The sequence below is a fragment of the Pseudomonas sp. 3B-A001-10F genome (assembly GCF_056313565.1).
The window spans coordinates 1-21363 of the sequence record NZ_JBQYFW010000052.1 but is presented as its reverse complement, the minus strand read 5'-3'; the positions used below and the strand labels follow the sequence as shown (position 1 = coordinate 21363).

The window sequence follows — 21363 nt, the reverse complement described above, 5'->3', positions numbered from 1 at the left end:
CTGTGATCTTTTGGCCAGTGCTCGCCCACATCAATCCTCGATAAGGCTGTCAAGCCACGCATATTCAATTTTGTTGCGCTGCAACGTCTGCAGGCTTTTCGCCGCGTAAACAACGCTGTCAGCATTGTTCGCGGCCATGTGCGCGCGCATTTGCGAATTGGCATTGAACAGGTCAACCGCCGTATGAAGATCCAGATCGTCGTCGACGCCCAGGTAATCACTGACGCCGAACAAAAAGCTATCGTGATCGTCCCCGAAGGCCTTCAAGTAATCGACCGTCAATCCACCACGCATGATCGCTTCGGAAACACCGCGCTCCGGCACGTCATAAATGCTTGGCAAATCCGGGCTCAACAGACCTTGCAGATGGTTGTTCAGATAGAAGAAATCTGCGGCGTTGGGCCCGATGGCCTGGAACCGGTCAACTCTGTTGGTGTGCAACATTTCATGGCCCAGCGACATACTCAAAATTCCACGTCGCATGTACTTCCGGTTGATGAAGAACCGGCCATGAAAATCTCTTTTGTACATCCATGCGGCGGCGTCATTATCGACATCAACGCCGATAAATTTTTCCTCCCCCCACACGCCCTGATACTCCCTGGACAGCGCCAGGCCTCGCGAGACTGACTCAGCGAATTGCCCTGCAACGACTCGATGGTCAGCGCCAAAGAAGCTTGTGTAAACCGCATCGGCTTCGTGCAGATTTTGACTAATGGCGTAATTGGCATCAGAGAAAACCGTTTCGATCGCCCGCAACTCCGAACGAATGAGTGCTGCCTGTTTTGGCTTGAACTGCTTCAACCCACGCGCAACCAGGGTGGCACCGATCAACGTGTCACGCTCGATCATGTCTTCGCTGCCATCATGAATCCGTTTTTTTGCGGTCGATTCATTTCTGATGCCGCGAATCAGCTCATCAATATCGATATCAATCACATTGGCTAAGTCAGAGGAAGGCTGAGCAGCGGCGAGCTTCCACAGCCTGTTTTGCGGATCAAAGATCAGCGCCGGCCCGGAAGCTGCCAATTCGGATGCCAATGTCGCCCGATACTCGCCGGTTGCTGCTGTTTGCCGGACCTGAACGATCTCGTCGTGAGCAATATCGACGTACTGGCGCCCGTTGAAGATCCTCAAGCCCTGGGCATCGGCCGCAGGCAAGCTGGCCGGTGATTTCAAGCGATAGTGTTCAAGTGATCCGACCACAGGACGAATAGGTAAAACCCCGGCAGACGGCAATGCTGAGACCGTGAAAGGTGTAGTCGACATTTCAGGTTGATTGGCAGCCGTCATCTGCGTTTGCGGCTCATCAAGCCGCGAGTTCTTCACCGGCCCGTCGTCGGCGAGCACACCGTTGCTTCTTTTACGAGACGGGTTTGCGTCTGCCAGTCCAGGGCCGGACAGCAAGTGGGTGGCGGTTTTGCGAACAATGCCCATAAAAATCCTTTTTTGAGAGTGCTGCCCAATGAAAAACCAGGCAGACGTCGCGATAGTCGTCTATCACACAGGCGCCATTGCAATCGACTGGGCAGCATCGGGTGCGGTACATGGATATCGCACATAAAAGGGAGTTTTATGCATTCTCGTGGAGCCGGCGCAAAAAAACGTCTGCTGCGTCGAACCGTAACATCCTGTCGCTAACCTGTGCCCAAGCCGTTGAAGTTTGCCGCTAAAGTGCCGCGCACTCGTACGGATCGAACCAAATCGACCCCAAGGGACTCTGAGCTATGGCTTTGTTGCAGAGGAAGCCGTTCACGACAGGGAAAACACCCGGCGCTGGGAGCCCGCGGTGTAAAGGTTTGTCAGCCTTAACCGAATTTGCTGAAGAACCTTTTATTTCATGACGATCCTTATGCGATTCGCCAAACGTTTCAAACACCGCGCATATGTGGCCCTGCCTTCCCTGCTGGCCGTCAGTGCGCTGTTCCTGTCGCTGGAGTCCAGCGAAAGCCGCGCGCAACCGGTGGACGGTACCCAGACGCTGGTGTTCCTGCGCCATGCGGAGAAACCCGAAGGTGGCCTCGGCCAGCTCAACTGTCAGGGCCTGAACCGCGCCATCGACCTGTCGACGCTGCTGCCGGAGAAATTCGGCAAGGCCGATTACGTGTTTGCCGCCAACCCGACGCGCAATGTCGAGGAAGGTGAGCTGGATAATTCCTACAGCTACATTCGCCCGCTGATGACCATCAGCCCCGCCGCGATCAAGCTCGGCCTGCCGGTGAACATTGAGTTCTCGGCCAACGACACCAGCGATCTGGCCCGCGAACTGCTGGAAGACAAGTATCACAACTCGACGATCTACACCGCCTGGTCCCACGGCTATCTGCCGGAGCTGATCAACAAGGTGGCGGGCAACGCGGTCGGCGAGAAGCAGAACATCACCGATGACTGGGCGGGCAACGATTTTGACTCGCTGTACGTGCTGACCCTGACCTGGCACAACGGCAAGGCCAGTCTGCAGAGCCACAGCTACAAGCAGGGGCTGGATCATGGCAAGGAAACCTGCCCGACCTGAGTGTTGTGTGGCCTGGCCCGGCTCCTTCACGAGCAAGCTCGCTCCCACATTGGATTTGCGTGAAATACAAATCCCCTGTGGGAGCGAGCTTGCTCGCGAAGAGGCCAGCCGCTACAACCTCATAGCGTCTGATTCACTCGCTCACGCAGATACTCAAGCACCGCCCCACGCTCCCCAGCAAACTCGATCCGCCCGCCCTTCTTCTCGCGCTGAAACACATACATCGGGTCGTAATACTCACGCAGCAAGCCTTCGATCCAGCCGCGATGCAAGTCCACCGCGCCGCTGCGCCCCTGCTCGATCAACGCCTCTTCCATCAACAGCAGCATTCGCCGATGACGCTCGCCACCGAGGCGTTTTTGCACATTGTTGAGGCTTTCCAGCAAGCGTTCAGAGAACAACGTGAAGCCCTCTTCACCGTGCACAGCCGTAAATTCCGCTGACAGATCCACCACGTAATCACGCAGAATCCGCTCCACGCGATCGTCAAAACTGTCTTCCAGCCAGACCATCGGGTACTGCTGCATGCCCTGATACAGCGGCAGCGGCAAGGCGCAACTGCCGACCACCCGGCTCTCGTCCTCCAGCACAAACTGCGCAAACCCCGCGTCGCGTTTCTTGAGAATGTCGATGGCCAGGCGGTTTTCAAAATCGATGTTCGACGGCTGTCCGGTGGCGCGTTTGCCGAAGCTTGAGCCACGATGATTGGCGTGCCCTTCCAGGTCCAGGCCATTGCGCAACTGCACCAGCACTTCGGTCTTGCCAGTGCCGGTCATGCCACCGAGCAGGACGAAATCACATTGCGCGATGGCCTGTTCAAGGGTGTCGATGAGGAAGTTGCGCATCGCTTTGTAACCACCGCCGATGCGCGGATAGTCGATGCCAGCCTCGTCACGCAGCCATTGCTGGGTGATCTGCGAGCGCAGGCCGCCACGAAAGCAATACAGATAACCGTCAGGATGGGCGCGGGCAAAATCGGCCCAAGCCTCGATACGCTCGGCCTTCACCGCGCCCGACACCAGTTGATGGCCCAGCTCGATAGCGGCCTGCTGGCCGTGTTGCTTGTAGCAGGTACCGATCTTCTGCCGTTCGACATCATTCATCAGCGGCAGGTTGATCACGCCGGGGAACGCGCCCTTGTGAAACTCGACCGGCGCACGGGCATCCATCAGCGGCCGATCGTTGAGGAAAATGTCTCGGTAGTCAGTGCAGTCGCGGAGCATCAAATCACCTCGACTGCGTTCGTCTGTCGCTCAACCAGTTCGCCGATTGGCGCAAGGTTCAAGCCCAGTTCAGCGGCGACGGCGAGGAATTCTTCGTGGCCTTCAGGCGTCACCGCGATCAGCAAGCCCCCGCTGGTTTGCGGGTCGCAGAGCACGCGCTTGTGCAACTCCTGCACACGGCCGACCTTGCTCGCATAGCTGTCGAAATTGCGCAGCGTACCGCCGGGGACACAACCTTGATCAAGGTAATACTCGACGCTGTCCAGACGCGGCACGCGGTCGTAGGCAATGCGTGCAGTGAGTTGGCTGCCATCGGCCATTTCCACCAGATGTCCGAGCAGGCCAAAACCGGTGACGTCGGTCATCGCCGTGACGCCGGTGAGTTTGCCGAAGCGACTGCCGGGTTTGTTCAGGGTGCACATCCAGTCGCGGGCCACGCCGACGTCGGCGGCGCGCAGCTTGCCCTTCTTTTCGGCGGTGGTGAGGATGCCGATGCCCAGCGGTTTGGTCAGGTACAACAGGCAACCGGCGGTGGCGGTGTCGTTGCGCTTCATATGGCGCTTCTCGACCAGACCGGTGACGGCGAGGCCGAAGATCGGCTCTGGCGCATCGATCGAATGCCCGCCTGCCAGTGGAATGCCCGCCGCGTCGCACACGGCACGGCCGCCGCGAATCACTTCACGCGCCACTTCCGGCGCCAGCACATTGACCGGCCAGCCGAGAATCGCGATGGCCATCAGCGGATCACCGCCCATCGCGTAGATGTCACTGATCGCGTTGGTCGCGGCAATCCGGCCGAAGTCGAACGGATCGTCGACAATCGGCATGAAAAAGTCGGTGGTCGAGACCACACCGCGCTCGGCATCAATTTCGTACACCGCCGCATCATCGCGCGAGGCGTTGCCGACCCACAGTTTCGGATCCAGGTTCTGTGCGCCGCTGCCGGCCAGAATCACTTCCAGCACCTGTGGGGAAATCTTGCAGCCGCAACCGGCGCCGTGGCTGTATTGGGTCAGACGAATCGGCTCGCTCATGGGGGAGTCTCAGGCTGTTGATGGGGCCGATTCTAGCAGAGCGCGAGGCAGCAGATTTTTGATCGTTCCCACGCTCCGCGTGGGAATGCAGACCGGGACGCTACGCGTCCCTTCCGGAGCCGGAACGCGGAGCGTCCCTAGAGGCGTTCCCACGCAGAGCGTGGGAACGAGCAGCTTGAGGCAAGGCAAAAAAAACCGCCCTCGCGGGCGGCTAAAAGTGCTTCGACCCTAAATCAGAAGCCCAGGCTGAAGCTGATGGTCATCGCATGGTCGTTGCTGTCGTTCGACAGTTGGCCGGAGTAGCCGACCCCGAGTTTGCCGGTCGGGCTGATCTGGAAGTCGACCCCCGCTTCGACGATGGCGCTGTCCTTGGCGATCGGTACGCCTTGGGTGCTGAATGAGGCGCCGCCGTCGATGAAGGTCAGATCAGCGTCAGGCTTGGTGTCACCAAACGCATGGCGCCAGCCGAGCGCCGCGCGCGGGGCGAATTGCCCGCCGTTGGCCAGGGTGATGACTTTGCCGGCACGCACACCGAGGGTCGAGAAGGTGATGTCTTGATCGGCATCGGCCTCCAGGCGCCCTGCTCCGCCTTTTTCCTTGGCTTTGTCGCTGTCGTAGTTGACGTAGGCCAGCCCGGCGAACGGCTCAAGGGCAATGCCGCCGGCGTCAATCGTGTAACCGACTTCACCGAACACCTGCGCACTGCGCGCGTCGTAGTTGGCTTTCAAGCGGTCGTTGTAGCTGCCGACGCTGACGTTGCGTTTGGTCTCGATGTCGTGCCAGCTGTAAGCCGCGCCGAGGCGCACGGCCAGGGCATCGAACTGCGAGTTGAGGTACGCGGCCAGATGGTAGCTTTCGACGGTGGCGTCCGAGCGACGATCATGGGCATCAAGGTCGCTGCGGGTGTAACCGGCGGCCATGCCCACGCGCCACTGGTCATCGAGTTGCTTGTCGGTGCCGAGCATGAAGCCGCTGAGGTTACGATCGAGTTTCGCCGCATTGCTGTCGCCATCCGACTCACCCCACGCGCCGAGGGCCCGCGCCCAGCCAACCATTTCGCCGTGGCAACCGTTGCTGCTCAGTTGGTTGTCACTTGGCGCCAGGGCACGACGTGGATCATCCGCCGCGCTGCACGACGGTTGGCGCATGCGATCGTTGACCGCGTCACGCACGTAGCGCGAATCCTCAAGGATGGCGCTGGCGGTGCTGGCGTGGATCTCACCGGACAGACTGTCGAAGGCATTGCGCGCACCGGCGACACTGAGGTTGACGATCTCGTTCTGCAACGCCGCGCCCGCCGGACCATTGTTCGACAGCGCAGTAGCAGTCCGGAACTGGTTGCCGGTGGCGGCGACATCGGCGAACGAATTGCCATTGCGGCTGACCACCAGGTTCACTGCGTTGGCGTCGTACACCAGTGCTGTGTTGAGGAACGCGTATTGCGGCAGGTCCGCAGCGCTGAAGGTGCCGTTCACGCCACCGCCTGCGGTGATCAGCGAATACGTGGTGTTGCCGGTGAACGGTGCAAGCGAGTTCACTTGCAAAGCGCCGCCCAGCGTTGCGGTGCCACCGATTGCCAGTGGCGTCGCGGTTGGCGAGCTGACCGTCAGGGCCAACACACCATCGCTGGCGTTGGTCAGGTTACCGGCCACGCTCAGGGTGCCTGCTTCGGAGCCCGAGGCGACAACGCCATGGTTGACCACCGAACCAATGCTGCCGTTACCACTCAACCCCGCGCCGTTGGCCACGGTAACTTGCCCGCCCAACGACGCCCGCGCCGACCGGCTGCCGACTTGCAGCACGCCTTGATCGACTGCGACCGTGCCGCTGAATGGCTGATCACCGGTCAACAGCAAGGTGCCGGTACCGCGTTTAAGCATCGCGCCCAGTCCGCGCAACGATCCATTGAACTGACCGTTGAAGTTCTGCACGAAAAACAGCGAAGCATTGTTGAGGATATTGCCCTGCAGACTCGTGGTGTTACCGACCAGCGTACCGCCGCTGACCGTGGTGCCACCGCTGTAGGTGTTGGCGCCGCTCAGTACCAGCGTGCCGGAATCAAGTTTCTCGATGCCGCCCGTGCCCACCAGCGGCGCGGAGATTTCCGCGCTCCCTCCGGCATTGACCCGCACTGGCGCGAGGCTGCCGCCCGCACCGTTGACCGGGGTCAGTGAGCCACCGGCACCCGGCGTCAGGCTGTAGCCGCCGGAGAGGAATTGCAGGCCGGTGAAGTTCTGATTGCCCTGCACCGTAACCGTACCTGCCTGACCGCCGAACACCGCGAACTGACCATTTGAAGCCAGCGCCTGAGTACCACTCGGATCGGTCCAGTTGGTGTCCGGCCCCCACACACCGCTGCCGCCACCGATGCTGCCGTCCGGATTGGTGGTGCCACCGTTCCAGAACTGCACCTCACCCGGGGTGCCTTGCACCAGCAGGTTGATCTGATTGGCAATCGCGGTTTGCAGGGTCAGGTTGGCCGCCGACACCGGCAGGCTACCGTAGACCAGACCGTTGTCGGTCAGGCTGCCGCCGTAGCTGAACAGTTGATAAACCCCAGTGCCGAAACCGCCGGCGTTGCTGATGTTCAACGTACCGTCGAGGGTCAGATTGCCGGCGACATTGACCACGGTGGTCGAACTGGCCGCCGAGCCGAGGCTGAAGTCCAGATTGGTCCCCGACGACAGTGCCAGCGAACCGACTGACAATGGCGTTGCCGTACCGCCACCCAGCAGCGTCGCGCCGCTGGCCAGTTGCACGGCACCCCCAAACTGGCCACCGCCGCCGATGCCCGCACCGCTGGCAACGTCGACATTGGCGCTGTTGAGCACGCCGTTGACGATCAGGTTGCCAGCCTGCACCGAGGTGTTGCCGGTGAAGGTGTTGTTGCCAGTCAGCAGCAACTCTCCAGCCCCGATTTTGTTCAGCGTGCCGGCACCGGTGAGGTTACCGGTGTAGCTGCCGTCGGCGTTTTGCTCGAAGGTCAGCGTTGCGTTGTTGACGATCGCACCTTGCAGGCTGCTGGTGTCACCGCGCGTCGTGCCGCCGTTCAGCGTGGTGCCACCGCTGTAAGTGTTAGCTCCACTGAGAACGAGATCGCCGCTACCGTTTTTCAGCAGACTGCCGGTGCCGGTCACCGCACCGATCAATGTGGTGTTCTGATTACCGGCCAGGGTCAGTTGAGCGCCAAGGTTGATGGCATTGGCCAGTTGCAGCGCTGAAGTGCTATCGAGGGTGCCATTGCCGATCACATTGAGCGCACCGCTGCTGATCGCACTGTTGTTGCCAAGAACCAGCGTGCCGCCGGCGAGTTGAGTGCCGCCACTGAAAGTGTTGCTGCCGTTGAGGGTCAGGCTCGAGGCGCCGGCCTTGATCAGGCTGCCGCTGCCGCTGACCACGCCGTCGAGGGTCAAGGCGTTGGAGCCTGCGACATTCAAGCCACCGTTGAGCACAACATCGTTGCCCAGGCTGACGGCGGCGTTGCTGTCCAGCGCCGTGCCATCGGCAGCGGTCAATACACCGGTGCCAAGCGCCGCGTTGTTGCCGACCACAATCTTGCCGCCATTGAGCGCGGTGCCGCCGGTGTAGCCGTTGGCCGCGTTGAGCACCAGCGTACCGCTGTCGTATTTGCCCAGCGTGCCGCTGCCGTTGAGCGCGACACCGATGGTTGCCGTGGCGTTCGGGTCAACCCGCACCGTGGCATTGCCCAGTGAACCGTTGACCAGATTCAGCGAGCCCGCCGTGCCATTCACCAAGCTGTAGCCATCGGTGACGAACTGCAGGCCGGTAATGGTTTGCGCGCCGTTGACGGTCACCGTGCCGGCCGCACCCTGGAACACCGCGAAGCTGTTGGTCCAGGCCTGGTTGTTAGTGCCGTTGACGTCGGTCCAGTTGGTGGTGCCGGTGCCCCAGGTGCCGCTGCCGCCTTCGACCGAACCGTTGGCCACCAGTTGATTGCCGTCCCAGAACTGCACGGTGACGCCCGGTGCGGTGACCAGCAGGTTGATCTGATTGGCCAGCGCGGTTTGCAGTTGCAGATCGCCCGGGCTGACGCTGCCCGGCAACGTGCCGAAGAGCATGCCGTTGTCGGTCAGGCCGCCGGTGTAGTCGATCAGGCGATACACGCCGCTGCCGAAACCGCCGATGTCGCTGACATTGAGGGTGCCGTCGAGGGTCAGGTTGCCGCCAACGCTGACCAGCGCATTGCCGCCACCGGACACCGGTGTGCCGAGGCCGACGTCGAAGTTTGAGTTGCCGTTGAACACCAGCGAACTCACGTTCAGCGTACTGCCGGTGACGCCCGCCAGATGACCGCCATCGGCCACCGTCACGGCACCGGTCAAGGTGCCGCTGCCGCCGAGGGTGCCGCCGTTGTTGACCAGCACATTGCCGCTGGCCAGCGAACCGTTGACCTGCAAGGTGCCGGCATTGACGCTGGTGTCACCCGTCAGATCGCTGATGCCGCTGAGGGTCAGGGTGCCGCTGCCGAGTTTGCTCAGGCTGCCGTCACCGCTGAGGATGCCGGCGAAAGTGCTGCTGACGTTGTTGCCGCCAAGGCTCAACGTATTGCCCGTACCGATCAGCGCAGTGCCGCTGCCGGTAAGGCTGGCGAGGCTGCCGGAAGCACCGAGATTCAGCGCCGCGCCACCCGCGAGATTGACCGTAGCGTTGTTGCCCAGCGCTGCGCCACTCAGTGTGGTCAGGCTGCCGGACGCCACATCGAACGTGCCGCTGAAGGTGTTGTTGCCACTCAGCGTGACGTCGGCCAGACCGTTTTTGCTCAACGTGCCGGCGCCGGCAATCACACCGCCAAGGGTCAGGTTGTTGTTGCCGGCCAGAGCCAGGTTCGCGTTGACGTTGAGGTTGTTGGCCAGCACCAGTGGCGCGGAGTTGTCGAGGGTCGAAGCGCCGGCCACAGTCAGCGCGCCGCTGCCCAGCGACCCGCCAGTGCCGAGGGTCAACGTACCGGCATTCAGTGTGGTGCCGCCGGAGTAAGTATTGATGCCATTGAGGGTCAGGTTCGACGCGCCGTCCTTGATCAAGCCGCCCGCGCCGCTGACGACGCCTGCGAGGGTCAGGTTGTTGCTGCCGGTGTTGCTCAGATTGGCGTTGAGCACGACGTTGTTGCCCAGGCTCAGCGCGCTGTTGCTGTCCAGCGCCGAGGCGCCCGCCACGGTCAGGTTGCCCAGGCCCAGTGCCGAGTTGCTGCCGGCGGTCAGGGTGCCGGCGTTCAGGGTGGTGCCGCCGAGGAAGTTGTTGTTGCCGCTGAGAGTCAGGTTGGCGGCGCCGTTTTTGCTCAGGCTGCCGGCGCCGTTGAGCGTACCGGCCAGGGTCAGATCCGCCGTGCCGCCGATGCCGAGATTGCCGGCCAGGTTGACCGCGTTGTTTACCGAAACCGCCGTGCTGGCATCCAACGTCGTACCGCCCGCCGCGTTCAACGTGCCGGAGCCGAGCGCCGAGTTCGACGCCAGAACCAGCCCGCCGGCATTCAGCGCTACCGGGCCGAGGAAAGCGTTATTGCCGCCGAGGGTCAGGTTGGCCGTGCCGGTTTTGATCAGCCCGCCGGTGCCACCAATCACGCCGTTGAGGGTCAGCGCATTGCTGCCGACTACGGTGAGGTTACCGTTGAGCGTCGCCGCGTTAGCCAGTGTCACCGCCGCGTTGCTGTCCAGTTGCGTGCCGGCATTCGCCGTCAACGTACCGGTGCCGAGTGCGGTGTTGCTGCCGACGATGATCTTGCCGCCATCCAGTTGCGTGCCGCCGGTATAGGTGTTGGCACCACCGAGCACCAGCGTGCCGGCGTCGAGTTTATTGAGGATGCCGCTGCCATCGATATTGGCATTGATGGTCGCCGTCACGCCCGGATCGACGCGCAACGAAGTGGTGCCGCCGGTGCCATTGACCGCTGTGAGTTGTCCCGCTGCACCGTTGACCACGTTGTAGCCGTCGGTGAGGAACTGCATGCCAGTGAATGCCTGCGTGCCGTTCACCGTCACCGTGCCGACGCTGCCCTGGAACACCGCGAAGTCGCCGGCCCACGGCTGGTTGACCAGACCGTTGGCATCGGTCCAGTTGGTGCCGACCGCGTTCCACGTACCGCTACCGCCATCGACGATGCCGTTGGCAATGGTCTGGCTGCCGTCCCAGTAACGGATGTTGCTGTTCGGCGCCGAGACTTGAATGTTGATCTGATTGGCCACGCCGGTTTGCACCAGCAGATCGCCGAGGCCGTAGCCGACCGGCACGCTGGCCACGTCCAGACCGAGGTTGGTCAGGCTGCCGGTGTAGTTGAACAAGCGATACACACCGACGCCGAAGCCGCCGGCATCGGTGACATTGAGATTGCCGTCGAGCGTCAGGTTGCCACCGACATTCATCAGCGATGAGGTCGACGGTGTGCCCAGTGCCACATCAACGTTGCTGCCGGTGCCGAGAGTCAGAGCGCCCGCCGACAAGGTGTTGCCCGACGACAATGCGAGATGCCCACCGTTGTTGATGTTGACCGCGCCGAGCGCCGAACCGGTGCCGGTGAGGGTACCGCCAGTGTTGACGTTGACCTGTGCACTGCCCAGCGAACCGCTGAGATCGACGATGCCGCCATTGATCGCGGTGTTGCCGGTGATGCCGTTGATCCCGGTGAGGTTCAAGGTGCCGGTGCCGACTTTGACCAGGCCGCCGCTGCCGCTGAGATCACCGTCGAACGTACTGGTGACGTTGCCGCTGCCGACGGTCAGGGTGTTGCTGCCGGTCAGTTGCACGCTGCCGCTGCCGCTCAGCGCGCCGAGGCTGGCGTCACTGCCCAGATTCAGCCCGGCACCGGCACTGATGTTGACCCCGGAGGTGTTACCCAACGCGTTGGTATTGAGCGTGGTGACGCTGCCCGAGACGATATTCAGCGCGCCGGTAAAAGTGTTGTTGCCGGCGAGGGTCAGATCCGACAGGCCGTTTTTGGTCAGGCTGCCGGCGCCGTCGATGATGCCGTTCAGGCTCAAATCGTTGTTGCCGGCAACCGTCAGCCCGGCGTTCAAAGTGATCGCGTTGCCAATGCCGAACGAGGCGCTGTTATCCAGCGTCGCCGCGCCGCCGACGACCAATGCACCGCTGCCCAGGCCGTTGGCATTGCCCAATGTCAGCGTACCGGCGTTGAGCGTGGTGCCGCCGCTGAAGGTGTTGTTGCCATTGAGGGTGAGATTGGCCGCGCCGTCCTTGATCAACTGGCCAGTGCCGCTGGTGACGCCGCCGAGGGTGAGGTTCTGCGTACCGCCCACGGTCAGCGCGGCATTCAGGGCGACGGCGTTGTTGAGGCTGACCAGCGGCGAATTGCTGTCCAGCGTTGCGGCGCCAGCGACGGTCAGCGCACCGGACCCCAGTGCCGAACTGTTGCCGACGGTCAACGTACCGGCGTTCAGCGTGGTGCCGCCGAGGTAGTTGTTGGCGGCGTTGAGAATCAGATTGGCCGCGCCGTCTTTCACCAGACTGCCGGCGCCGCTGACCAGACCGGTCAGGGTCATATCCGCCGTGCCGCCGATATTCAAGGCACCGGCGAGTGCCACGGCATTGTTCAGGCTGACCGCCGTGTTGGCGTCCAGCGTGGTGTTGGCCGCCGCGTTCAACGTGCCGGAACCCAGCGCGGTGTTGCTGCCGACGGTCAGTTTGCCGGTATTCAACACGGTGTTGCCAAAATAAGTGTTGGCGCCGTTGAGGGTCAGATCGGCAGCGCCGTTCTTGGTCAGTCCACCGATACCGGCGACCACGCCGCCGAGGGTCAGCGCATTGGAGCCACCCAGGGTCAGAGTGCCGCCGAGGTTAACGTTGTTTGCCAGCGTTGCCGCAGTGCTGGCATCCAGAGTGGTGCCGTTCGAGGCATTCAGTGTGCCAGTGCCGAGGGCGGTATTGGAGCCGACAATCAGCGAACCGGCGTTCAGGGCGGTGGTGCCGGTGTAGGTGTTGTTGCCGTTGAGGGTCAGGCTGGATGCGCCGGTCTTGATTAAACCACTGCCGCCACTGATCACCCCGCCAAGGGTCAGCGCATTGGCGCCGCCGGCGGTGAGGTTGGCGTTGAGGGTGATTGCGTTGTTCAGGGTCACCGCCGTGCTGCTGTTGAGGGTACTGGCCCCGGCGACAGTCAGTCCGCCAGTGCCCAGCGCCGCAGCGTTACCGACAGTCAAGCTACCGGCGTTCAACGTGGTCCCGCCAGCGAACGTGTTTACCCCATCGAGGGTCAGGTTGGCGGCGCCGTTCTTGATCAGTTGACCGGCGCCGTTGATGACACCGGAGAGGGTCAGACCGCTGCTGCCGCCGAGGCTCAGGGTACTGCTGTTGAGGTTGATGTTGTTGCTCAGGTTGACAGCGGTGTTGCTGTCCAGCGCTGAGACATCGATGACGTTCAATGCACCGCTGCCCAACGCGGCCGCGTTGCCCACAGTGAGCGTGCCGGCGGCCAGCGTGGTACCGCCGAGATAAGTGTTGGCACCGTTGAGAGTCAGGTTGGCAAAACCGCGCTTGGTCAACCCGCCACTGCCGCTGATCACACCACCGAGGGTCAGGTCAGCACTGCCACGCACTTCCAGATCACCGCCAAGGGTCACCGCATTGGTCAACGCGGCCGTGGTGCTAGCGTCGAGTTTGGTGCCTGCCGCTGTGGTCAGGGCACCGGTACCCAGCGCCGTATTGGAACCGACAATCAGCGTACCGGCATTAAGCGCAGTGCCGCCGGAGAAGGTGTTGTTGCCGCTGAGGGTCAGATCCGCCGTGCCATTCTTGATCAAACTGCCGACGCCGCTGACAACGCCGCTCAGGCCCAATGCCTGAGTGCCGCCGATGGTCACCCCGCCCGCCAGCGCAACGGCGTTGGCCAATGTCACTGCGGCAGTCGCATCCAGCGTGGTACCCGCCGCCGCATTCAGTGCGCCAGTCCCCAGCGCGGTGTTGCTGCCAACGAACAGGCTGCCGGCATTGAGCAGCGTGTTGCCGCTGTTGGTGTTGTTGCCGCTCAAGGTCAGGCCGGCGCTGCCGGATTTGGTAATCCCGCCAGTGCCAGACAACACGCCGCCGAGTGTCAGGGCATTGCTGCCGAGCACGTTGAGGGCGCCGGTCATGCCGATGTTATTGGCCAGGGTGACGTTGGCGGTGCTGTCCAGACTGGTACCGGCGGCGGTATTCAGCGCGCCACTGCCCAGCGAATCATTGTTGGTCACCAACAGGCTACCGGCGCTGAGGGTGGTGGTGCCGGTGAAACCGGTATTGGCACCGCTGACGGTCAGGCTACCGCTGCCGGTTTTGGTCAGGCCGCTGCTGCCGCTGATCAAGCCGCTGAGGGTCAGTGCTCCGGTGCCGCCAGCCGTCAAGGTGCCACCGAGGCTGATGGCGTTGGCCAGGCTGATCGTGCCCGGCGCGCTCAATGTTGTCGCGCCGGTGACGTTAAGGGTGCCGGTGCTCAGCGCCAGGTTGTTGCCCAACTGTACGGTGCCGCCATTGAGCGTGGTGTTGCCCAGGTAGGTGTTGGCAGCGCTGAGGCTCAGTTGCCCGGAGCCGACCTTGGTCAGGCCACCGCTGCCGGAAATGACGCCGCTCAGGGTGGTGGCGTTAGTGCCTTGCACCGTCACGCCGCCAGCGCCGAGGGAGATCAGATTGCTGATGTTCAACCCGGCATTGCTGGCCTGCAGAGTCCCGCCGTTGGAAGTGAGCACACCGCTGCCGAAGGTGGCGTTGTTGTTGAAATTCGCGATACCGCCGTTGAGCGTGGTCGCGCCACTGACCAATGGCCCCTGCAAGGTCCAGGTGCCGCTGTTGAGGGTCAGGTTGTTGAAGTTGATGTAGGTGGCGCTCGATGCCGTGCCAGTCCCGGTGATACCGCCGCCGACGCCAGCCGGGTTTTGCAGGATCAGGCTGTTGGTGCCGCCCGCACCGCCATCGACCGTGCCGGTTGGCGCAAAGGTCAGGTTGATGCCGATCAGTCCGCCGAGGCCGACGCTGACCTGCACGCCGTCACCAACCTGCACCGAAGAGCCGGTCACTGCGGTGAAGGTGTTAGTGCTCGCCGCACCCATCGACACACCGCCGGTAATCGCACCAGCGTTGGTGAAGGTATTGCCCGCCGCCGACGTTTCGAACGCGATCCGGCCGTTGATCACACCGGTGCTGCTGTTGGTCATGTTGACCTGCGAACCGCCGTAGACGCCGACCACCGGGGTATCCGCCAAGGTGATGCCGCCGATCGAGAGTCCGGTCGAGGTGATGGTGCCGTTGTTGGTGATGCTGGTGGTGCCGGTTGCCGCGTTGTTAACCGAAAGGGCCAGGCCGTCGATGCTGGTCAGGTTGAGCCCGAGCAACATGCCCGTGCCGCGAATGATCCCGCTGGCATTGTTGAGCACACTGACCGTACTGGTCGCACCGGTGCCAATGAATGCGCCGCCACTCAACACCGAGACCAGGCCCAGTAGCGCCGGGTCGAGGGTGCCGGAGTTGTTCAGGGAGATGTTCACCCCGGTCAGGTCCATCACATGGCCGCCGAGGGTCGCGTTCATCTGCGCGCCGCTGTTGACGTTGACCGTCAAACCGCTGGTGGCACTGGAAAAGTTATTGAGAAACAGCGGCAGACTCGGCACGCCGGTGCAGGTCACGGTGGAACCTGCCGTGGAGCACGTGGCCAGCGCAGGTGCGCTGACCCCGCCGAACAACAGCCCGGCGACGCTGAGGTGCACAGCAAGGGAAAGAGGGGAAAAACGCGAAACGAGGGCGACACCAAACCTTGCTTCCACGGGCTACTCCTTGTCGTGGCCAATTTCTTCCTTGAGCGGCGTGCACAAGCAGCGGGCTTATTCGACACGCGAATCAAGACTGCGACGGTCATTACAAAACCGTTCTATTCCTGACACACGCTAGTCGACGCCCTGCGATGGGGCATTGGTTAAATGGCATTAATACTTTGGTGCTAGAGGCCTCTGGAATCAGCGTTTCAACCACGCAGCTATTAGCCTCGACGAGACTCAAAACTGTGGGGTCTGCAAACCCGCGCCTGACCGATCCATCAGGAAATACTAAAAAAGGACAGATTTTTCAGCCCATTGAAGGTTTTGGTACGCCTTGTGCAAACGTTTGCGTAACGTCAATCCCAACGTTTTCGTAACAAAACCGTACAAGCCCACGGAACACGGGCCTCGATCCGCAAAAAAAGGACTTTGAATGCCCATCGCATGCCCTTTTCGCGCACCGTTTGCGCGCACGCTCGCTGTTTCCCTGCTACTGACCGGCGTTACCGGAGTTCTCAGCCACAGCGTTCTGGCGCAACCGGCGCCAGCCGAAGAATCCGCCCAGGGCGAAGCCCTCAGCCCCGAAGCCAGCCCGCCGAAAAAAGGCGCGTATCTGTCGGACTGGTACAACCAGGACCTGATGTTGATCGGCAGCAAGGACATCAGCTTCGGCCCGCAACCGGCCGACGACATCTATCTGGAATACGAGTACTTCGGCCGCAAAGGCCCGTTCGAGTTATACGGCTACATCGACATTCCGAAGATCTTCAACATTGGCAACAGCCACGACAAAGGCGTGTGGGATCACGGCTCACCAGTGTTTATGGAGCACGAACCGCGCATTTCCATCGACTACCTCGCCGGCCGCAGCCTGGCCATCGGCCCGTTCAAGGAATGGTATGTGGCGTTCGACTGGATCTACGACCACGGCAGCCGCAAAGAGAACCGCGCCAACACCCTCTACAGCGGTTTCGGCACCGACATCGACACCCATTCGCGGGTCAATCTGTCGGCCAACCTGTACGGTCGCTATCAGTGGGAAAATTACGGCGCGAGCAACGAATACTCGTGGGACGGCTATCGCGCGCAACTGAAGTACATCGTGCCGATCGACAAATTCAGCAACGGCGCTTCGCTGACCTACATTGGTTTCACCAACTTCGATTTCGGCTCGGACATCCACAAGGACAACCCTGCGCGCACGGCCAACGCAACAGTGGCGACCAACGTCTTGCTCTACTCGTTCACTCACTTGCGCTTCACCCTGGTCGGCCGTTATTTCCACAACGGCGGCAACTGGGAAGACGGCAGCGAGCTGAATTTTGGCGACGGCAACTTCCGCGCACGTTCCAACGGCTGGGGTTACTACGCCGGCGTCGGTTATCAGTTCTGAATCAAGGAGTTTTCCATGCAAGCAATGATGCGTTTGACCCTGGCCGGTGCGGCCCTGCTCTCCTCCACCGCGTGGGCCGCCGAAGCACCGATGCAACCGAAAGTCGTGCTGATCACCATGTTCGCCCCCGAGGCACAACACTGGATCGATCGCCTGGAGTTGAAGCAGGAAATCCGCGTGCCGGGCCTGTCCGCCGAGTACCCGAGCATCCGCTGCAACACGCAGCAGGTGTGCCTGCTGACCACCGGCATGGGCCAGACCAACGCCGCCGCCTCGACCCTGGCCTTGGCCTTGTCGCCGAAATTCGACCTGCGCAAAAGTTACTTCCTGATCGCCGGTATCGCCGGCATCAGCCCGAAGCACGGGACCATCGGCACCGCTGCATGGGCGCACTATCTGGTGGAGTTCGGCACGCAATGGGAGATCGATTCGCGCGATGCACCGTCGAGTTGGCCGACCGGCTACCTGGGCATCAACACCAAAGGCCCGAACGAAAAACCACCGTTGGACTACAAGACCGAAGTCTTTGAACTCAACCCGAAACTGCAGGCCAAGGCGTTCGCCCTGAGCCACAAGGTCGAGCTGAGCGAAAGCAGGGAATCCGCCGCGTGGCGCCTGAAATACCCGTCGGCCCCGGCCAATCAACCACCGGTGGTGACCCGTTGCGACACGCTGGCCGGCAACACCTGGTTCTCCGGCACGCGCCTGAGCGAACGGGCCGAGGTCTGGACCAAGTTGTTGACCGATAACAAGGGCGAATACTGCACGACGCAACAGGAAGACAACTCGACCTATGAGGCCTTGCTGCGTGCCAGTCGCGAAGGTCTGGTCGACGTGCAACGTCTGGCCGTGGTGCGTGCAGGGTCCGATTTTGATCGTCCAGAGCCGGGCGGCAGTGAAGTGGACAACCTGCTCAAGTACGCTGATCAGGGTGGGTTTGTGCCGGCGCTGGAAAATCTCTATCGCACGGGTAATCCGCTGGTGCAGGACATCTTGAAAAACTGGTCGGCATGGGAAAACGGCATACCGCAATCCTGAGCTACACACAGTAAAAATGTGGGAGCGAGCCTGCTCGCGAAGAGGTTGTGTCAGTCGATCAAGATGTTGGCTGACAGACCGCTTTCGCGAGCAGGCTCGCTCCCACAGGTTTTTTTGGGGTATGTCAGGGGATAAGGATGACCTTGTCGCCGCTGCCTTGATTCACATCGGCGTAGCGCGCGAGCCCTTCGGCCAACGGCGCTTCGACCAACCCTTGCGGCAACGGCAGCAAGCCTTCATCAAAGAACCGCCCGAACTGCTCAAGCATCGCCGCACAGGCTTCAACGCCATATAACAACGAATTGATCCCGACCACCGACCCGCCCTTGCGATACAGCGCCAGCGCCGGCAATTGCACATGCCCGTCCACCGGCGCGGCGATGATCGCGATCCGGCCGAAGGTGGCCAATGCCGCCACCGACGCTGGCAACCAGAAACCGGTGGTGTCGAAGATCACATCGGCGCCGCCGCAATAAACCGCGTTGACCTGCGCGCCGAGGTCTTCGGGCTTATCCAGCTGAATCGTCTGATAACCCTGCGCCTGCAACTCCGCCACCTGCTCCGGGCGCCGCGCTGCTGCCAGCAACTGCGCGCCACGCACTTTCGCCAGCGCCAAAGCAGCGGTGGCCACCGCCCCGCCGCCGATCACCAGCAATCGTGTTGCAGCCGTTACCAGACTGCGTTCCAGCGCATCCCACGCCGTTGTGTAGGGCACGCCGAGGCTGGCGGCTTGGGTGAAACTCAGATGCGAAGGTTTGTGCGCCACGCCATTGGTCGGCAGTTTGACGAACTGCGCATGGGAGCCGTCGGCAAAAAAGCCCAGCTCACGGCCAGTGCCCCAGACTTCCTGACCGATCAAGGCCTGCGGGCCTTCGACAACGACACCGGCAAAATCCCGGCCGGGAATTCGCGGCAGCGTGGTGTAGGGGAAGCGGCCGAGGACGTTTTTCACATCGCTGGGATTAAGGCCGGCAGCCTTGATCTGCACCAGCACTTCGTCAACGCCGGGTGCCGGGGTCGGCACCTCGACGTAGCGTAGGGAAGACAGATCGCCGGTTTTATCGAATTGCAGTGCTTTCATGGGGACATCCACCGAAGGAGAAAAAGAGTTCAGGACAGCCAGCCCGTCACCAGTTGCCGGCCCATCGGCCATAACTGTTCACCCGCAAGCATGCCGAGCAAACCGACCAGTGCGATGGCCGGTGGCGCCGGGGAACGGAAATCCAGCGCGCCATACAACAGGCCGACGCCCAGACCAATGGCCAGCGAAATCAGGTAGTTCATGGGGAGGAACTCCGCCGTTTGAAGGGAATGGGCAGAGTTTAGGGAACCGGCGGGGATGGCATCGGCCAAGGACTTCTGAATTTCGGACAAGTATCGGATGCACACCACAGAACCCTGTGGGAGCGAGCCGGCTCGCGAATACGGTGTGTCAGTGAAGGATGAGTCAACTGATCCACCGCATTCGCGAGCAGGCTCGCTCCCACATTGGATCTGCGCTGGTTTTATTAATCGTATTCCACTGCAAATTGTGAGGGCGCCACGCCAAGTTCGCGGCGAAACATGTCGCTGAAACTACTGGGTGAATAGCCGAGCTCCCGGGCAATCACACTCACCGCCACGCCCTGAATCAGTTCCGCCACCGCCGTCGCCAGTTGCACCTGCCGCCGCCACTCGGCGAAGCCCATGCCGAGGCTGTCCTTGAACAACCGCGCCAGCGTACGCACGCTGGCCCCGGCATTTGCCGCGTGCTGCTCGAACGGAATCTCCAGCGACGGCGCTGCCATTACCGCTTGGCACAGGTTCATCAAACGCCGATCGGAATCATCCGGCATCGGGATCTTCAACTGTGAACGCCTAGCGCGTTTCAGTTCCAGCAAGGCCAGCCCGACCAACGCCTCGTAGTAGGCCGGTTCACCACTGTCGCCCTGCTCCACCAGCCTGACAATCAACTCGCGCAGCAACCCACCGACCTCGATCACCTGCACCGTGGTGTCCAACGTCGCCGCCAGCGCCGGGCGCAGGTAGATATTGCGCATCTGCAGATCTGACACCACCCGAATCCCGTGCGGCACCCCCGGCGGCAACCACACTGCGCGCTGCGGCGGCACCACCAGCGCTTCGTGCGGGGTCTCGACCCACATCACCCCGCTCATCGCATACAGCAACTGCCCCCAGACATGTTCGTGTGGCTCGATAAACAAGCCGCGCGGATACGTGCGTGCGAGCGGTTGCACGGGCACATCGGTATCGCTGAGATCGGGCGGTGCGGCAAGGGCCATGGCGAGCATTCATTGGGGTTGGCTGGGAAACCATGGTAACCAGTGCGCCACGACGTCGCCAACGATAGAGACCGTCGGACAATCCGAATGAATTTTCCCGGTGCGCCGCGATCCCTCTAATACTACAGGGAGGAATACGGGCTTTATGAACAACGCAAAACTCTATGTCATCGAATACACCCTCCACGGCACGCCCAAGTCCTTCATTATCCGCTCGGACAAGATGGATAATGTCGAGGCGTGGCACTGGGCGAGCTGCGACGCCGGCGTCGGTCGCATCCCGCGCTTTGGCCGTGAGAAGGTGCAGAAGACCAGCAAGCCGATGGCAGAAAAATTCGGCGTGGAAAACGTCGTGTGGCGACCGACCAGCTAAGCTCAGCCTGGTGATCGGCATCATTCGGGGGAATGCACCATGACCAACATCAACAGCCCGGCGCATCTGGACTATGGCCTTGATACGTTGTTTGGGCGTATCACCAAAAGCGTGGATTGCCGCGTTGGGCTGGAGGCGGTCATAGATGATCCGTTTCGCTTCGCGTTGCGAGTGCCGGCACCGCTGCCGGAGGATCTTGACCAGGCGAAAACCGTGGTGGTCAGGGTTGAAGGCCGGCGGCTGCAAGGTACGGTGCGGCATACCGAACGAATGGACGATGAAAGTCTGAAACTGGAAGTGGAGCCTGATTAGGCTCCACTTTTTTATGCGTCGTTCGTCATTCGTGGGCGCATTTACAGCCCTTGGTAGAGCATTCCGCACCGTTCTCATGATGATGGGCGCAAGCCTCGCAGCAAAAATGCTTGCCATGACGCACGACCGGATGCTCGCCGAGCTTGCAATTGCATTTAGGGCAGTCACAGGTTTTATCAGGCATGGGACAGACTCCTTGGGTGGTGGTTGTCTGGGGCTTGAAGGGCAAGCCGTAATACCCAGTGTAGGAGCTGCGGCAGGCTGCGATCTTTTGATTTTGTTTGGGATTGGGGGCATATCCGTTGCTGCGGGTGTTGCCGCTGGCGGTTTCGCTCTTACAGCGACTCACTTTTCCAGACGCCGAAAAGTAAGCAAAAGGCTTTGCCCCTGGCGTACGGCACTTCGCTGAGGCTCAGTGTTCCCTCGCTACGGTGTCCATCCG

13 protein-coding genes are annotated in these 21363 nt (G+C 61.6%); 5 read left to right on the top strand and 8 right to left on the bottom strand.

What is annotated here, in order from left to right; genetic code table 11:
- Positions 1-30: 30 nt before the first annotated feature.
- Entirely contained in the window at positions 31-1437 is a 1407-nt protein-coding gene (locus tag AC0ZWN_RS27825) for a hypothetical protein (protein ID WP_476337561.1), read from the bottom strand.
- Between the two features lie 403 nt (positions 1438-1840).
- On the opposite strand from AC0ZWN_RS27825, the gene AC0ZWN_RS27820 reads away from it, so the two are divergent.
- Positions 1841-2515, top strand: a complete 675-nt coding sequence (locus AC0ZWN_RS27820; RefSeq protein ID WP_093433895.1) for a histidine phosphatase family protein — start codon at positions 1841-1843, stop codon at positions 2513-2515.
- 119 nt (positions 2516-2634) lie between these two features.
- On the opposite strand, the gene mnmH is transcribed toward AC0ZWN_RS27820, so the two are convergent.
- From mnmH to AC0ZWN_RS27805, 3 genes are all read right to left on the bottom strand, one after another.
- Complete coding sequence (gene mnmH / locus AC0ZWN_RS27815; protein ID WP_460129427.1) at positions 2635-3738, bottom strand: tRNA 2-selenouridine(34) synthase MnmH; 1104 nt, start codon at positions 3736-3738, stop codon at positions 2635-2637.
- Positions 3738-4772 carry a selenide, water dikinase SelD gene (gene selD / locus AC0ZWN_RS27810; RefSeq protein ID WP_320337534.1) on the bottom strand — a complete coding sequence of 345 codons (1035 nt, stop codon included), beginning with the start codon at positions 4770-4772 and terminating at the stop codon, positions 3738-3740. The genes mnmH and selD overlap by 1 nt, the downstream gene beginning before the upstream one ends.
- Positions 4773-5005: 233 nt before the next feature.
- The gene (locus AC0ZWN_RS27805) at positions 5006-15532 is read right to left on the bottom strand and encodes an autotransporter-associated beta strand repeat-containing protein (RefSeq protein WP_476337559.1); all 10527 of its coding nucleotides are present in this window, start codon (positions 15530-15532) and stop codon (positions 5006-5008) included.
- Between the two features lie 424 nt (positions 15533-15956).
- On the opposite strand from AC0ZWN_RS27805, the gene AC0ZWN_RS27800 reads away from it, so the two are divergent.
- A complete protein-coding gene (locus AC0ZWN_RS27800) occupies positions 15957-16916 on the top strand; it encodes a nucleoside-specific channel-forming protein Tsx (RefSeq protein WP_150651604.1) in 960 nt (319 codons plus the stop codon).
- A 15-nt stretch (positions 16917-16931) separates the two neighbouring features.
- The gene (locus AC0ZWN_RS27795) at positions 16932-17954 is read left to right on the top strand and encodes a purine-nucleoside phosphorylase (protein ID WP_476337557.1); all 1023 of its coding nucleotides are present in this window, start codon (positions 16932-16934) and stop codon (positions 17952-17954) included.
- A gap of 124 nt (positions 17955-18078) precedes the next feature.
- On the opposite strand, the gene AC0ZWN_RS27790 is transcribed toward AC0ZWN_RS27795, so the two are convergent.
- The 3 genes from AC0ZWN_RS27790 to AC0ZWN_RS27780 all read right to left on the bottom strand — a co-directional run bounded on the left by AC0ZWN_RS27790 (position 18079) and on the right by AC0ZWN_RS27780 (position 20245).
- A complete protein-coding gene (locus AC0ZWN_RS27790; protein ID WP_476337555.1) occupies positions 18079-19035 on the bottom strand; it encodes a quinone oxidoreductase family protein in 957 nt (318 codons plus the stop codon).
- 29 nt (positions 19036-19064) lie between these two features.
- Positions 19065-19238: a DUF1427 family protein gene (locus AC0ZWN_RS27785; RefSeq protein WP_093433877.1), complete on the bottom strand. Its 174-nt coding sequence runs from the start codon at positions 19236-19238 to the stop codon at positions 19065-19067.
- A 224-nt stretch (positions 19239-19462) separates the two neighbouring features.
- On the bottom strand, positions 19463-20245 hold the full coding sequence (locus AC0ZWN_RS27780; RefSeq protein WP_476337553.1) for an AraC family transcriptional regulator: 783 nt from the start codon (positions 20243-20245) through the stop codon (positions 19463-19465).
- 136 nt (positions 20246-20381) lie between these two features.
- On the opposite strand from AC0ZWN_RS27780, the gene AC0ZWN_RS27775 reads away from it, so the two are divergent.
- Entirely contained in the window at positions 20382-20609 is a 228-nt protein-coding gene (locus AC0ZWN_RS27775) for a DUF6555 family protein (RefSeq protein WP_093433873.1), read from the top strand.
- Positions 20610-20648: 39 nt separating this feature from the next.
- Positions 20649-20921, top strand: coding sequence for a hypothetical protein (locus tag AC0ZWN_RS27770; protein WP_116255995.1), 273 nt, complete (start codon positions 20649-20651; stop codon positions 20919-20921).
- A gap of 25 nt (positions 20922-20946) precedes the next feature.
- On the opposite strand, the gene AC0ZWN_RS27765 is transcribed toward AC0ZWN_RS27770, so the two are convergent.
- On the bottom strand, positions 20947-21105 hold the full coding sequence (locus tag AC0ZWN_RS27765; RefSeq protein ID WP_476337550.1) for a metallothionein: 159 nt from the start codon (positions 21103-21105) through the stop codon (positions 20947-20949).
- Between the last annotated feature and the right edge of the window lie 258 nt (positions 21106-21363).

Coding starts and splice junctions, on each gene's coding strand:
- AC0ZWN_RS27820 (WP_093433895.1), top strand. CDS start 1,841: ATGACGATCCTTATGCGATTCGCCAAACGTTTCAAACACCGCGCATAT.
- AC0ZWN_RS27765 (WP_476337550.1), bottom strand. CDS start 21,105: ATGCCTGATAAAACCTGTGACTGCCCTAAATGCAATTGCAAGCTCGGC.
- AC0ZWN_RS27800 (WP_150651604.1), top strand. CDS start 15,957: ATGCCCATCGCATGCCCTTTTCGCGCACCGTTTGCGCGCACGCTCGCT.
- AC0ZWN_RS27825 (WP_476337561.1), bottom strand. CDS start 1,437: ATGGGCATTGTTCGCAAAACCGCCACCCACTTGCTGTCCGGCCCTGGA.
- AC0ZWN_RS27785 (WP_093433877.1), bottom strand. CDS start 19,238: ATGAACTACCTGATTTCGCTGGCCATTGGTCTGGGCGTCGGCCTGTTG.
- AC0ZWN_RS27790 (WP_476337555.1), bottom strand. CDS start 19,035: ATGAAAGCACTGCAATTCGATAAAACCGGCGATCTGTCTTCCCTACGC.
- mnmH (WP_460129427.1), bottom strand. CDS start 3,738: ATGCTCCGCGACTGCACTGACTACCGAGACATTTTCCTCAACGATCGG.
- AC0ZWN_RS27780 (WP_476337553.1), bottom strand. CDS start 20,245: ATGCTCGCCATGGCCCTTGCCGCACCGCCCGATCTCAGCGATACCGAT.
- AC0ZWN_RS27775 (WP_093433873.1), top strand. CDS start 20,382: ATGAACAACGCAAAACTCTATGTCATCGAATACACCCTCCACGGCACG.
- AC0ZWN_RS27770 (WP_116255995.1), top strand. CDS start 20,649: ATGACCAACATCAACAGCCCGGCGCATCTGGACTATGGCCTTGATACG.
- AC0ZWN_RS27795 (WP_476337557.1), top strand. CDS start 16,932: ATGCAAGCAATGATGCGTTTGACCCTGGCCGGTGCGGCCCTGCTCTCC.
- selD (WP_320337534.1), bottom strand. CDS start 4,772: ATGAGCGAGCCGATTCGTCTGACCCAATACAGCCACGGCGCCGGTTGC.